Genomic DNA, 12,596 nt, shown 5'->3' with positions numbered 1-12,596 from the left:
GGGCGACGTCGTGATTGCCGACAATGTTCGCTTCCACAAAAGCGAAAAGGCCGAAAATCTCATCAGACAAAAAGGTGCCTGGCTGCTCTTTCTACCTGCGTACTCGCCCGATCTGAATCCGATCGAAGACGCATAATCAGGGAACCTCTGAAGGCGAGTTTCCGTTGATACCCTATGTTGGCCATAGAGTATTGATATTGCTGGCCCGATGGATGATTCGTGATGAACCAGAAGCGGACACATATCCGGTGGACGGATCTGCCGCCAGATCGGCGCCGGAGGCTGGTGGCGCTGATTGCCAGTCTGATACAGCGACATGTGTCGATGGACCGGGAGGCCAGTCATGAATGCGGAACCGAGTTGTCTCGACTTCGCGCTGACAGAGAAGATCCAGTCCGGCCACCATGATCGCCAGGCGATCGTTTACGTCCGGCAGTCAACGGTACGACAGGTCGAGCACAATCGGGAGTCGACGCGGCTCCAATATGCGTTGGCAGATCGTGCCTGCCGACTTGGGTGGCGACGCGATCAGATTACGGTGATTGACGATGACCTGGGGCGATCAGGTGCGTCAACGCTCGATCGACCGGGCTTTCAACGCCTTGTTGCCGAGGTCGGGCTCGGCCACGTGGGAATGGTCATTGGCATTGAAGTATCCCGTCTCGCGCGTTCGTGCCGCGATTGGCATCAGCTTTTGGAAATGTGTGCGTTGTTCGACACGTTGATTGGCGATGCCGACGGCGTCTACGATCCCAGCACATACAATGACCGCCTGTTGCTCGGCCTGAAAGGCACGATGAGTGAGGCTGAGCTGCATATTCTCAAGAGCCGCATGCACGAAGGCCGCAAGGCGAAGGCGCGCCGTGGCGAACTTATCCTGGGTCTTCCGCGTGGCTATGTTTTGAAGCCATCCGGGGAGGTTGCTCTGGATCCGGACGAGGAGGTGCAAAGGATTATCCGCCTTGTCTTTGCCGTCTTCGAGAGGCGTCGTTCGATCAGCGGTGTTTTGCGTTACCTTGTCGATCATGACATCGCGCTTCCCGACCGCATCCGCAGCGGTCCTGAGAAGGGTGATGTCTGTTGGAACAGGCCTAACAATGCGACGATCGGCGACATGCTTCGTCACCCCACTTATGCCGGTGCCTATGTTTACGGGCGCAGTCACAGCGATGGCCGCCTACGGTTACCCGGAAAGCCTCACAGTGGCCGGCGCATTATTGGCGATCGGCAAAAGTGGATGGTACTGCACCAAAATGCTCTTCCAGCTTACATTGACTGGAAAACCTATGAGCAAAATCAGGACCAGATGGCGAAAAACCGTACCCGATATCCCGGCGTTCCAAGAGGTGGCGCAGCACTGCTCAGCGGACTTGTCTCTTGCGGCGTGTGTGGTCGTAAAATGGTTACGGGCTACAACGACGATGGCCGGGAGGCGCGCTATAGCTGCAGTTGGGAGGCGACGACTTATGGAGGTCGCCATTGCCAATCGATCAGTGCTCGTCCCGTGGATGCCCGCGTTAGTGCGCTGGTGCTCGAGGCTGTATCGCCATCCGCGATCGACGTCAGCCTTCAGGTTGCCGAGGATATTGAACTCGAACGACAACAGATTCACGATGGATGGAAGCAACGCCTGGAGCGGGCGGATTATGAGGTTGCGCTCGCCCGCCGGCGATATGAGGCCGTCGACCCCGATAACCGACTAGTAGCGCGGACCCTGGAAAAGGACTGGGAGACTGCCCTGGCGAAGAGGCAAACTTTCGTCGATGACCACCAGCGGACATTGTCGAAACAACCCGAGCGGTTAACGGAAGAGGAAAAGGAGGTTATCCGCCATCTGGCCGAAGACGTACCGTCTCTCTGGACGGCCGAGTCCACCAGCGCGCTCGACCGACAGACGATCGCACGCATCATGCTTGATCGCGTCGTCATTCAGGTGTTCGGTGAAACCGAGCGCGCCGAGATAAAATGTCACTGGGCGGGCGGGATCATAACAACGCACCCCATAATCCGAACCGTGAGGCGATTTGAACAGCTTGAACATCATGACGAGATTTTAGCCCGGATCACGGCATTGCGTGACCAGGGCGCAACGGCTCAACAGATCGCTGACAATCTTAACGCTCAAGGCTGGTCACCTGCCAAGAAATCCAGGTTCGACGCGCTGATAGTGCAGAAGCTCCTCGTGCGAAAAGGCCTTGGGAAAAAGCGGCCGATCTGGTCGGGTCACATCCCGCGTCGCAATGATGATGAAGTGACGTTGCAAGAACTTTCCGAAAAGCTCGGCATTCATCGACAGACGGCTTACGGTTGGCTCAGGCGGGGAAAACTCAGAGGGCGTATCGTTGAAGTAGGAACGCAACGTATCTGGCTTGTCAGCCTATCACAGGCCTCAACAGGAACCTGCACTGGAGAGTCATCATGACAAAGCGATTGAAATGGCCTTCTCGAAACTCAAGACGCTCCTACGAAAGAAAGCCGCAAGGAGTTTCGACGCAATATCAAATGCCCTGAGCGACATCTGTGCACTGTTCCCCGTCGAAGAATGTCGAAACTACTTCAGGGCCGCAGGGTATGAGGCGATTTAGACGCGACAAGCTTTAGCCTGGACAATTTGTTGTCAGAGGAAAACAAAACAAAGGGGTCATCAGTTCCAACCCGTTCACGTCGGCTAACTTGGATATTGCTCCACATTCAACCGTATCCTATATGTAGGTATGTTCCTACATGGAGGAATTCTATGAGAATCACAAGTTTGTCTAGCCGAGAGTTGAACCACGACGTGAGTAGGGCAAAGAAGGCTGCAAAAAAAGGACCTGTAGTTATTACAGATCGCGGGAAGCCGTCACATGTGTTGATGACGTACAGCGAATTCGTGCGCCTGACCGGCAAGCGCCGCAATCTCGTCGATGCTCTTTCAATGCCTGGTTTGTCGACGATCGAATTGGATCCGCCGAGAGTCGAAATTGCACCTCGCGAGGTCGATCTGTCTTGAAGTACCTGTTGGATACAAACGTCGTCTCCGAGTTGCGAAAAGTTGGAGACGGTAAAGCAGACGCCAATGTGACAAAGTGGGTCGGGGCGCAAGATTCAAATGACTTGTTCATTTCCGCGATTACGATCCTGGAAATTGAGCGCGGGATATTAACCATCCAACGTCGCGACGCCGCCCAGGGCTCTCGCTTGCGAGGATGGATGGATAGTCGTGTTCGCCCTGAATTCGCCGAGCGAGTTCTGCCAATCGATGACGCGATAGCGACGCGTTGTGCCCACTTACATATTCCAGACCGCCGCAACGAGGCTGATGCTTTGATCGCCGCTACCGCGCTGGTTCACGGTTTAACTGTAGTCACGCGTAATGTTCAGGATTTCGATGATACGGGCGTGATCGTCGTTGACCCGTGGCAAGACTGAACTCGGCGCGGGCACCCGCTAGGGATGTCCTTTTAATTCCTTAGATCACCCCAGAGTTTTTTGTGATCGCCAGAGGCTGGATAGCCCCTCAGGCGCGATCCGGCCGATAGAACGCCAAGCACCTTTGAATTCGTCGATTTCGGTGATCAGCGACAGGACTTCGGGCGTGATCCGCACGGTCGCCGTGTTTAGAAATTCCATATTCCCATCCAATTCTTGGGACACTGTCATGCACTATTTATCCATCCGTTTCCATCCAATTTCCACGAGATAGTTTGTCAGGTCTGTCAGTTGATCGCGAGCTAGATGACTGCCCAGACTTCACTCGAGCGGATTCAGACTTTTGCAGCGAGAGGACGACAGCTATCAGAAATTCGAGACAGTTCTCCTATGTCATTGGCAAGGCACTGGCGGCCGAGGACGAGGACTGGGATTTCTAAGCCTCTGACGTCTCTAAGAGTTCGGATGAGATCGACGCGAAACAACAGTGGGTCGTAGGTTCGACCCCGCTCTAGACCAGACGAGTCGTGCCCGCGATATATGGCCGGCGTTGTTGACGCGGCTCGCGTTGCTTGTGGGGGGGCACCTCTGCTCGATCGAAACCGTCATGATGGCCGCGCCACTGAAGTTCACGGGTTCAGCCCCGCGCAGCGCGCCGTGTTGAGTACATGCGTTTCCATTTCAAGGCGGGCGCGTGCCGCATCATTGTCGCTTAGAGCCGCAATGATGCGGCGATGCTCGGCGATCGAGGCCTGCATGCGCGCGGGCTCTGTGATCGGAATCGGTTGGCGCTGCGTTTCCGTCAGCTGCTCGCGCACGACTTGGTAAAGCGCCCGCAGCATGGCATTGCTGCAGGCAGACGCAATGATGCCGTGGAATTCGAGATCGGCTTCGACATTGGCCAGCAGATCCTGTTTGGCCCAGCAATCCTCCATCTGCTTCGTTGCCGCTTCCATCGCCTGCAGCTGATTGCCGGTGAGGCGTCCGGCGGCGAGTGCGGCGATATTGCCCTCAAGCATGATGCGCGTCTGGAAGACGTCGAAGACCGAATAGGTGTCGGAGTAGCGCCAGGGTGCCATATTGCTTCCCGGGGCGCCAGGGTCGGCAACAAAGGTGCCTCGGCCGGCTTCGGTTTTGATCAAGCCCAGAGTTTCGAGAGTCAGCAGCGCTTCGCGTAGCGAGGCCCGGCTGATGCCGAGCTTCAGGGAAAAATCACGCTGCGACGGAATCTTCTGACCGGCGGCGAGTTCGCCGCTCTGGATCATGTCCTGTATCAGTCGAGCCGCCGATTGCGGCACCAAAGTCCTGTTCAGCATTCTTGCGCTTCTCCGACATCTGATCGGCGCGTCTGGTTCGCCCCGTACATTTAAATCCATCACGCGCTTGCAAATGACAAGATACCATGATTGATTTGGCCTGACTGGTCAGACCGGTTAGACCATTAGCAAAAATACGCGCCATAAAACAAGGGGAACCTAGATGCGTCATTTTTCCTTTCTGAAGACTGCGGTGATTTCGGGCGTTCTCGCCTTCGCCAGCCATGCATCCCTTGCCGCCGATCTTTCCGTCGGCGCCAATATCGGCAATGTGCCATGGGAATTCCAGGACGAAACCGGCAAGACCGTCGGCTTTGAAGTCGATCTCATCACCGAAATTGCCAAGCGCCTCAACAAGTCCGTCGAATTCGTCAACATCCCGTTCAACGGCCTCTTTTCTGCCGTCCAGTCGGGCCGAATCAACATGGCCGTCTCGTCGATCACCATCACCGAGAAGCGCCTGGAATCGGTTAGCTTTGCCCAGCCCTACTATGACAGCGACCAGTCGCTTACTGTCATGGCTACCGCCGGCATCAAGGATCTCTCGGGCATGAGCGGCAAGGTGGTTGGCGTCGACACGGGTTCGACTGGCGACGTGTGGGCAACCACCAACACCGCCAAATACAGCCTCGGCGAAATCCGCCGCTTCGAAGGCCTGCAACCGGCCATGCTCGATCTCGCTGCCGGCCGCATCGACGGCTATATCAGCGATATTCCGGCGCTTCAGTATTACGTAAAGGACAAGCCGACAATCAAGGTCGTCGAGCGTATCCCGACCGGCGAAAAATACTCGATCATGTTCAACAAGGGCGACCCGTTGGCCAAGCAGGTCAACGACGTGATTACGACACTGAAGGGCGAGGGCTTCATCGCCAAGCTGCACGAAACCTGGTTCGGCGCGAAGGCCGAGGATACGACCTCTACAATCAAGGTCGCCGACATGCCTGCTGCTAAGTAAGGCCGGATGGTTCAGGCCACGGATGGCGGCTTGTCCGCCATCCGCCCCACAACGACCGACCGGTGCCTAAATGGATATCTTTACGACCTTTTTTAATCTGGCGGTGCTGGAGCGCTCTTTTCCGCTGCTCCTCTCCGGCCTCTGGATCACCCTCGAACTTGGCGTCGTCAGCATCGTTGGCGGCCTGGCGGGTGGGTTGATCCTCGCGCTCCTGCGCCTCTATGGCGCCACGTTTCTCCAAGCGCTTGCCAAGATCTATATCGACATCTTCCGCTCAATTCCGCTGCTAGTGCTGCTCATCGTGATCTACTATGCCTTGCCTTTCGTCGGCATCCGGCTCTCGCCGTTCCTTTCGGCCGCCGCTGCCTTGACGATCGTTTCGACGGCTTACACGGCGGAGATCTTTCGCGCCGGCATCGAAGCCATTCCGCGCGGCCAGTTCGAGGCCTCGGAAGCGCTCGGACTTTCCTATCGTCACATGATGGTGGAAATCATTCTGCCGCAGGCGATCAAGATCGTCATTCCGCCGCTGACGAACAACTGCATCAACGTGATGAAGGATACGGCGCTGGCGTCCGTTGTCGCCATGCCCGATTTGCTGAAGCAGGCAACGCAGGCGCAGGCATTGATGGCAAATCCCTCGCCGCTCATTGGCGCAGCCATCATCTACGTCGCGTTCCTGTGGCCGCTGGTCAGCATCGTTGCCCGTCTCGAAAAACGCTTCAGTGCCGGGAGGCGTCGATGAAAACCATTGTCAATATCCACAACCTCAACAAGTCTTATGGCAATTTCCAGGTCCTTCACGGCATCGATCTGGCAATCGGCGAAGGCGAGGTCGTGTGCGTTATCGGCCCCTCGGGCTCCGGTAAATCGACGCTGATCCGCTGCATCAACCACCTGGAGAGCTTCGCAAACGATAGCCACGTCGAGGTCGATGGCATCAAGGTGGAGCGCGGGCGCAATCTGGCGCAAGTGCGCGCAGAAGTCGGAATGGTGTTCCAGTCCTTCAACCTCTTCCCGCATTTGACGGTCATGAAGAACATCATGATCGCGCCGATGCGGGTACGCGGCACACCGCCTGATGAGGCCGCCCGCAAGGCGCGCGAACTGCTTGCCCGCGTCGGTATCACCGAGCAGGCGGAGAAGTATCCGGAACAGCTGTCCGGCGGCCAGCAGCAGCGAGTGGCGATCGCCCGCGCGCTGGCGATGGAGCCGCGCGTACTGCTCTTCGACGAGCCCACCTCGGCGCTCGACCCGGAGATGGTGGGCGAAGTGCTCGACGTCATGCGCACGCTCGCCGGCACCGGCGTCACCATGATCGTGGTTACGCATGAGATGGGCTTTGCCCGTCAGGTCGCCGACCGTGTCATTTTCATGGATGGCGGCCGGATAGTGGAAGCCGGCACACCCGCCGAGATATTCGACAATCCGCGGGAGGAGCGCACGAAGAGCTTCCTGCGCGCCGTTCTCAATCACTGACAATAAAGACAAGGTTCCGGAGGACCACATGGAGACGCAACGCCCACTCGACATCGACTTTGTCAGGAGCCAGTTCCCGGGGCTTCAGCATGGATGGACGTTTTTCGACAATGCCGGAGGCTCGCAGATCCTGAAGCGCGCGGTCGAGCGCATCAATACGTTCCTCTATGACAAGAACGTCCAGATCGGCGGCAGCTACGACGTGTCGCAGCAGGCGGCGAAGGCGTTGATGGAAAGCCGCGTCGCCGCCACACATCTGGTGAACGCGGCGCGCCCGGAAGAAATCATCTTCGGGAGCTCGACCACGGTGCTGCTGCAGAATCTGGCGCGCGCCATGCGCAGCCAGCTTTCGGCCGGCGACGAGATCATAGTTACCATTTCGGACCACGAGTCCAATATCGGGCCTTGGGACGGGCTGCGCGACATGGGCGTCGTCGTCAAGTTCTGGCCGCTCGACACCAAGACCTATGAGCTCGACCTTGCCGATCTCGAACCACTGATGAGCGAGAAGACAAGGCTCGTCTGCGTCACCCATGTCTCCAATATTCTCGGCGCCATCAATCCGATCGCCGATATCGCGGCCATGGTGCATGCGCGCGGCGCGCGTATCTGTGTCGATGCCGTCGCCTATGCGCCGCATCGCGCCGTCGATGTCCGAGCGATGGATGTCGATTATTACGTCTTCAGCTTCTACAAGACTTACGGCCCGCACTACGCGATGATGTACGGCAAATATGATTATCTTCTGGAGCTCGATCCGCTTTATCACTTCTTCTATGGGCGCGACAAGGTTCCGGGAAAGCTGGAGCCGGGCAATCCGAACTACGAGCTCGCCTATTCGGTCACGGGGATCGTCGATTATCTCTGCGAACTCGGCGCAAAATCCGGCGCCTCGGGCTCGCCGCGTCAACTGATCCTTGCGGCCTTCGAGGCGATCACCATTCAGGAAAACGCGCTGACGGATCGGCTGCTAACCTATCTGCGCAGCCGCAACGATTGCCGCATCATCGGCGAGACGGCAAACCGCAATGGCCGGCGTATCCCGACGATCAGCTTCGTCTTCGAGGGGCGCAATTCGGAAGATATCTGCAAGGCCATGGACGCCTATAAGATCGCAATCCGTTTTGGCGATTTCCACGCGCGGCGGCTTGGCGACCATGTTGGCCTGCCGCAGTACAATGGCGCCGTGCGCGTTTCCATGGTGCATTACAACACGGTCGCCGAGGTCGATGGACTGATTGCGGCGCTTGATGAAATCTTGGGGCGCGACAATGCGGGCCTGAACAAGGGGGCTGCCTGATGCATTTCGATACCATCATCAAGAACGGCACAGTCTTCACCGCGAGCGATACGTTTCGTAGCGATGTCGGGATTCGCGATGGAAAGATCGCTGCGCTGGCCGCTGGTCTTGATGATGCCGATGAGATCATCGATGCCACCGGCCTCTATGTCATGCCCGGCGGCATCGACAGCCATGTCCATATCGCCCAACCCTCGGGCGACGGGATCGTCATGGCCGACGATTTCGCGAGCGGTACCCTTTCGGCCGCCTTTGGCGGGAACACGACGATCCTGCCTTTCTGCCTGCAGGAAAAGGGCACGACGCTGCGTGAATCGCTGAAGGATTACCATGCCAAGGCCGATGGCCAGTGCCATATCGACGTATCGTTTCATCTGATCCTTAGCGATCCCACGGCCTATGTGCTCGGGCAGGAGCTTCCGGCGCTTGTCGAGGATGGCTATACCTCGCTCAAGGTCTTCATGACCTATGAGAACCTTCGCCTGCGCGACGACCAGATCCTCGATACATTGGACAGCGCCCGCCGTTCCGGCGCGCTCGTCATGGTCCATTGCGAGAATGAAGACGCAATCCGCTATCTGATCGGCAAACATGAGCGGAATGGCGATCTGGCGCCGAAATTCCACGCGCTGAGCAGGCCTGCCGCGGCTGAGCGCGAGGCGACGCATCGGGCGCTTTCGCTTGCCGAAATCGTCGATACGTCGATTGTCATCGTCCATGTCTCGAACCGCCAGGCGATGGAAGAAATCGAGCGGGCCCGCAAGCGCGGCGGCAAGGTCGCGGGCGAAACCTGCCCGCAATATCTGCTGTTGACGGCAGACGATCTCGATGCTGCCGAGCTTGAGGGCGCGAAATTCGTTTGCTCGCCGCCGCCGCGGGACAAGGAAAGCCAGATTGCCTGCTGGGAAGGCCTGCAGAATGGCACGTTCGAACTTTTCTCGTCCGATCATTGCCCCTTCCGTTACGAGGATGAGGGAGGCAAGCTCAACGAGAAGGGCAAGCGGAATTTCCGTTGGATTCCAAACGGCATTCCCGGCGTCGAGACGCGGTTGCCCATTCTGTTTTCGGAAGGGGTGAGCAAAGGCCGGATCGATATCAACCGCTTTGTGGCGCTGTCATCCACCAATCATGCCAAGCAATATGGCCTCTATCCGCAGAAGGGCACGATCGCGATCGGCTCGGATGCCGATATTGCCCTCTGGGATCCGTCGAAGAAGGTGACCATCACCAACGACATCCTGCATCACGGCGCCGATTACACACCCTATGAAGGTCTTGAGGTCGAGGGCTGGCCCGTGCGCGTCATCCTGCGTGGCGCGACCATCGTTGATGGAGAGGCGTTCACCGGCGCTGCGGGTCAGGGTGCCTATCTTCGCCGGGCGAAAGTTGGCGTCGTATCGCAAAATAGATAAATGCGAAAACGCTCTTTGGTTTTGCGTAGCTTGGCGAAGTATGGTGGTTGAAAGCTGGAGAGCGGCTGAGGGTGCTACCGCAGAGCCATAGCCCTTTCCCGTTCTCGGCGTTTTCGCATTTTGGGGGAAGCCGATGCAGGTCTTTGCCTTGGCACGAAAGCGGCCATCGAAGGCGCAACTGTTGTAGAGAAGTCTGCCAAGGGGCATTTCATCATCGGCCGGTCGCGTGCAAGGTGGCCAAGGATCGCTTCGGGAGCACCTATTTGCTTGTAGCTACACGGAACGATTGTCGTCATACTACGCTCAACGTCGGTTGAGGAGCAGGGCAGACCATGGACAAGTTAGGCCCGGTAGCGTTTGGACTGATCATAAGCGTTCTCGGCATCACATCAGCTCAAGCGTTTCCGGCAATTAGTCCACCCGGGATCCAATTGCCGCAGCAAACAGAAACCGTGCAATGGCGTCACGGAGGCGGCGGCGCATACGGCGATTACGGTGTAATCGTCGGCGGCGCATTAACACGGCCTCGCTACGGTCCCTACGGGGCTACATATTACGGCTCGTTCTACGGGTATCAGCGCCGGCCAGATAGCTCTTATTGGCCGTACCGCGGGTATGAACCGTCAGTCGCCTATGAGGGCGGCGGCCATGTGAGTTGGTGCTATGCGCGCTATCGTACGTACAGGGCATTCGACAATACGTTCCAGCCTTACTACGGCCCCCGTCGCGAATGTGTCGGACCATATCGATGGCGCTAATCGCCTATCTCCTACCGCCAGGTGCCCCTAGTCTACGTTCGAACGCCCTTCTGGCGGATTCGAGCGTTATTGCGGCGATGCCGTTCGCCTCTCTGTATGCGACGTCCACGCCCCATCGATTTCTCAATCAGTTGCAGCGATCTGAGGTTGATCTACGGGCCGTCAAATGCGCTCACCGACGAGTACCTGACGAGCTCATTGTGAGGCCTTGATGCGGGCGACATGGGCCCATGGCATCAGGGTATCGATGTCTTTGACGAGGTGGCCATTTGCGAGGCGGGTGAAGAGGTCGCACAGATAGGCGCAGGGTTCAACGCCGTTCATCTTGCAAGTGCCGATCAGCTGGCAAACCCGGCCCAATTACGGCCCCCTTCATCGTGCCCCGCAAAGAGGGCATTGCGGCGGTTCATGGCCGGACGGCGGATCGCGTTTTCCACCAGGTTGGAGTCGATATCGACGTGGCCGTCGTCCAGGAACAGCCGGAAGCCGTCCTGCCGTGTCAGCATATAGGCCAGGGCTTTTCCGAGGTCAGACTTGCGTGAGAGACGCTTGGCTTGCGCTGCCAGCCAGGTGAAGAACGCGTCCACCAGCGGGAGGGACAGGTGCTGTCGAACTGCCCGCCGATGATCGGGATCTGAGCCCCGGATACTGTCTTCGATCTTGTAGAGCGCGGCGATCCGCAGCAGCGCCTCGTCGACGATGGGCGATCCACTCTTTGGCGTGGCCTTGATCAGCTTTCTGCGTCCGTGCGCCCAACAGAAAGCCAGTTTCAACGGGTCACCGCCCACCCGGTCCGACGTGGCGAGGTGAGAGTAACCACCGTAGGCATCGACCTGGATTGTCCCGTTAAACCCTTCGAGGATTTCAGCGGCATATTCGCCTTTACGCCCATGTCGATAATGGAACACCACGCCCGGCGGCGCGGAGCCATTCCAGCCGCGATCGTCACGCAACACGGCCCAGAGATAACCGGTCTTCGTCTTGCCTCGCCCCGGATCCAACACCGGAGCCGTGGTCTCATCGACATAGAGCCGCGTGCTTTCCAACAGTAGCCGTTTTGCCATGTGGTCGACCACCGGTGCGATTTCGCTGCCCGTGCGCCCCATCCAATCGGAAAGGACCGTGCGGTCTATCGGCACCCCGTGTCGCGCCATGACCTCAGCCTGCCGGTTGAGCGGCATATGTTCGGAATGCTTGGAGACGGCAATCTCAGCCAGAAGGGCTTCGGTCGGGCAGCTCCCTTCCAAAAGATGTGCCGGCGCTCTCGCCTGGACGACGCCCGTTCGACCCTTGGGGCATGCGTATTTCGGGCGGATCGTGACGATCACCTCGTAGCGCGCCGGAATCCGGTCGAGCCGTTCCGTCCGATCCTCGCCAATCCGGACCATGTTGCCGCAACCGCAGGGACAAACGATGCTCTCGGGCTCGATCACTCTCTCGACCCGTGGCAGGTGTTCGGGCAGTGCACGGGCCTTACGCTCCTTGCGAGGAACCGCCTTGTCCGGAAGCCCTATATATCGGTCCATGGTTGCCTCCATTCGATATTTGGGCCCCCGGTTCCAATCGTGAGCCCGTATTTCCATCTTATCGGGGGCAACCAACCCAGCCAGCATCATCTTGCATAAAGTTGCCGGGGGCAGTCGCACCGCGATTACCCCATGTGTAGCCGCTTGCCGCAAATTCGATCCGACGCCTCCCAAACAACGACGAGCGCTGCCCGCACGTCATCACCGTAAACCCGCCACCCTGCCCGATCGCGGAACGTTTTCGAATTTGCATTGACGTTAATTTTGGCCTCTTTCGCGGCCGTGACAAAGGCGGCTCTGGTGCTTGTGGCAAGCGGCTCTCACGCAAGAATCGCAAGCGACCTTCCACGCGTCGTTTGGCTTAACCTCCGGTCATCGCTCGGCCATGCGGGCCGACAGGCTTTGTCGTCAACCAGCAGTCACAGCGTAATAGCGA

At 58.1% G+C, this 12,596-nt stretch carries 12 protein-coding genes and 2 pseudogenes; 11 read left to right on the top strand and 3 right to left on the bottom strand.

Annotated features, from left to right (window positions below):
* The 5 genes and pseudogenes from IB244_RS19250 to IB244_RS19235 all read left to right on the top strand — a co-directional run.
* The coding region (locus IB244_RS19250) for a transposase (protein ID WP_246734503.1) at positions 1 to 136 on the top strand (136 nt) is incomplete at its 5' end.
* A gap of 207 nt (positions 137 to 343) precedes the next feature.
* Positions 344 to 2,422 (top strand): recombinase family protein, encoded by a 2,079-nt coding sequence (locus tag IB244_RS19245; RefSeq protein ID WP_192305255.1) that lies wholly within the window; start codon positions 344 to 346, stop codon positions 2,420 to 2,422.
* 7 nt (positions 2,423 to 2,429) lie between these two features.
* Positions 2,430 to 2,585, top strand: a pseudogene (locus IB244_RS32315) (IS630 family transposase); the annotation flags it as partial.
* 152 nt (positions 2,586 to 2,737) lie between these two features.
* Complete coding sequence (locus tag IB244_RS19240; RefSeq protein WP_192305253.1) at positions 2,738 to 2,992, top strand: type II toxin-antitoxin system Phd/YefM family antitoxin; 255 nt, start codon at positions 2,738 to 2,740, stop codon at positions 2,990 to 2,992.
* Complete coding sequence (locus IB244_RS19235) at positions 2,989 to 3,411, top strand: type II toxin-antitoxin system VapC family toxin (RefSeq protein ID WP_018857931.1); 423 nt, start codon at positions 2,989 to 2,991, stop codon at positions 3,409 to 3,411. Before IB244_RS19240 ends, IB244_RS19235 begins: the two co-directional genes overlap by 4 nt.
* Before the next feature lie 45 nt (positions 3,412 to 3,456).
* Here the strand turns inward: IB244_RS19235 and IB244_RS19230 are convergent, their stop codons facing one another.
* Positions 3,457 to 3,612, bottom strand: a complete 156-nt coding sequence (locus IB244_RS19230) for a hypothetical protein (RefSeq protein ID WP_246734496.1) — start codon at positions 3,610 to 3,612, stop codon at positions 3,457 to 3,459.
* Between the two features lie 428 nt (positions 3,613 to 4,040).
* Entirely contained in the window at positions 4,041 to 4,727 is a 687-nt protein-coding gene (locus IB244_RS19225) for a FadR/GntR family transcriptional regulator (RefSeq protein WP_018857933.1), read from the bottom strand.
* 163 nt (positions 4,728 to 4,890) lie between these two features.
* Here IB244_RS19225 and IB244_RS19220 point away from each other — a divergent pair, with 163 nt between their 5' ends.
* The 6 genes from IB244_RS19220 to IB244_RS19195 all read left to right on the top strand — a co-directional run bounded on the left by IB244_RS19220 (position 4,891) and on the right by IB244_RS19195 (position 10,634).
* Positions 4,891 to 5,685, top strand: coding sequence for a transporter substrate-binding domain-containing protein (locus IB244_RS19220; protein ID WP_018116614.1), 795 nt, complete (start codon positions 4,891 to 4,893; stop codon positions 5,683 to 5,685).
* A gap of 70 nt (positions 5,686 to 5,755) precedes the next feature.
* Positions 5,756 to 6,430 (top strand): amino acid ABC transporter permease, encoded by a 675-nt coding sequence (locus tag IB244_RS19215; protein WP_018116615.1) that lies wholly within the window; start codon positions 5,756 to 5,758, stop codon positions 6,428 to 6,430.
* On the top strand, positions 6,427 to 7,164 hold the full coding sequence (locus tag IB244_RS19210; protein ID WP_025662401.1) for an amino acid ABC transporter ATP-binding protein: 738 nt from the start codon (positions 6,427 to 6,429) through the stop codon (positions 7,162 to 7,164). The genes IB244_RS19215 and IB244_RS19210 overlap by 4 nt, the downstream gene beginning before the upstream one ends.
* A 28-nt stretch (positions 7,165 to 7,192) precedes the next feature.
* Positions 7,193 to 8,464, top strand: coding sequence for a cysteine desulfurase-like protein (locus IB244_RS19205; protein WP_113471638.1), 1,272 nt, complete (start codon positions 7,193 to 7,195; stop codon positions 8,462 to 8,464).
* Positions 8,464 to 9,876: a dihydropyrimidinase gene (hydA, locus tag IB244_RS19200; RefSeq protein ID WP_169683064.1), complete on the top strand. Its 1,413-nt coding sequence runs from the start codon at positions 8,464 to 8,466 to the stop codon at positions 9,874 to 9,876. Before IB244_RS19205 ends, hydA begins: the two co-directional genes overlap by 1 nt.
* 332 nt (positions 9,877 to 10,208) lie before the next feature.
* A complete protein-coding gene (locus tag IB244_RS19195; RefSeq protein WP_169683063.1) occupies positions 10,209 to 10,634 on the top strand; it encodes a BA14K family protein in 426 nt (141 codons plus the stop codon).
* 195 nt (positions 10,635 to 10,829) lie between these two features.
* Here the strand turns inward: IB244_RS19195 and tnpC are convergent.
* Positions 10,830 to 12,139 (bottom strand): annotated as a pseudogene (gene tnpC / locus IB244_RS19190) (IS66 family transposase); the annotation flags it as partial.
* Positions 12,140 to 12,596 lie beyond the last annotated feature (457 nt).

Source organism: Rhizobium sp. RHZ02 (genome assembly GCF_014851575.1).
In the GTDB taxonomy this organism is placed as follows: Bacteria; Pseudomonadota; Alphaproteobacteria; order Rhizobiales; family Rhizobiaceae; genus Rhizobium; species Rhizobium altiplani.
Note: the sequence above shows the minus strand (reverse complement) of the source record. Positions and strands in the feature narration are given on the sequence as shown.

Bases quoted from the DNA above. Each gene is read 5' to 3' on its own strand.
- IB244_RS19225 (WP_018857933.1), bottom strand. From the start codon at position 4,727: ATGCTGAACAGGACTTTGGTGCCGCAATCGGCGGCTCGACTGATACAG.
- IB244_RS19245 (WP_192305255.1), top strand. From the start codon at position 344: ATGAATGCGGAACCGAGTTGTCTCGACTTCGCGCTGACAGAGAAGATC.
- IB244_RS19215 (WP_018116615.1), top strand. From the start codon at position 5,756: ATGGATATCTTTACGACCTTTTTTAATCTGGCGGTGCTGGAGCGCTCT.
- IB244_RS19230 (WP_246734496.1), bottom strand. From the start codon at position 3,612: ATGGAATTTCTAAACACGGCGACCGTGCGGATCACGCCCGAAGTCCTG.
- IB244_RS19205 (WP_113471638.1), top strand. From the start codon at position 7,193: ATGGAGACGCAACGCCCACTCGACATCGACTTTGTCAGGAGCCAGTTC.
- IB244_RS19240 (WP_192305253.1), top strand. From the start codon at position 2,738: ATGAGAATCACAAGTTTGTCTAGCCGAGAGTTGAACCACGACGTGAGT.
- IB244_RS19210 (WP_025662401.1), top strand. From the start codon at position 6,427: ATGAAAACCATTGTCAATATCCACAACCTCAACAAGTCTTATGGCAAT.
- IB244_RS19195 (WP_169683063.1), top strand. From the start codon at position 10,209: ATGGACAAGTTAGGCCCGGTAGCGTTTGGACTGATCATAAGCGTTCTC.
- hydA (WP_169683064.1), top strand. From the start codon at position 8,464: ATGCATTTCGATACCATCATCAAGAACGGCACAGTCTTCACCGCGAGC.
- IB244_RS19220 (WP_018116614.1), top strand. From the start codon at position 4,891: ATGCGTCATTTTTCCTTTCTGAAGACTGCGGTGATTTCGGGCGTTCTC.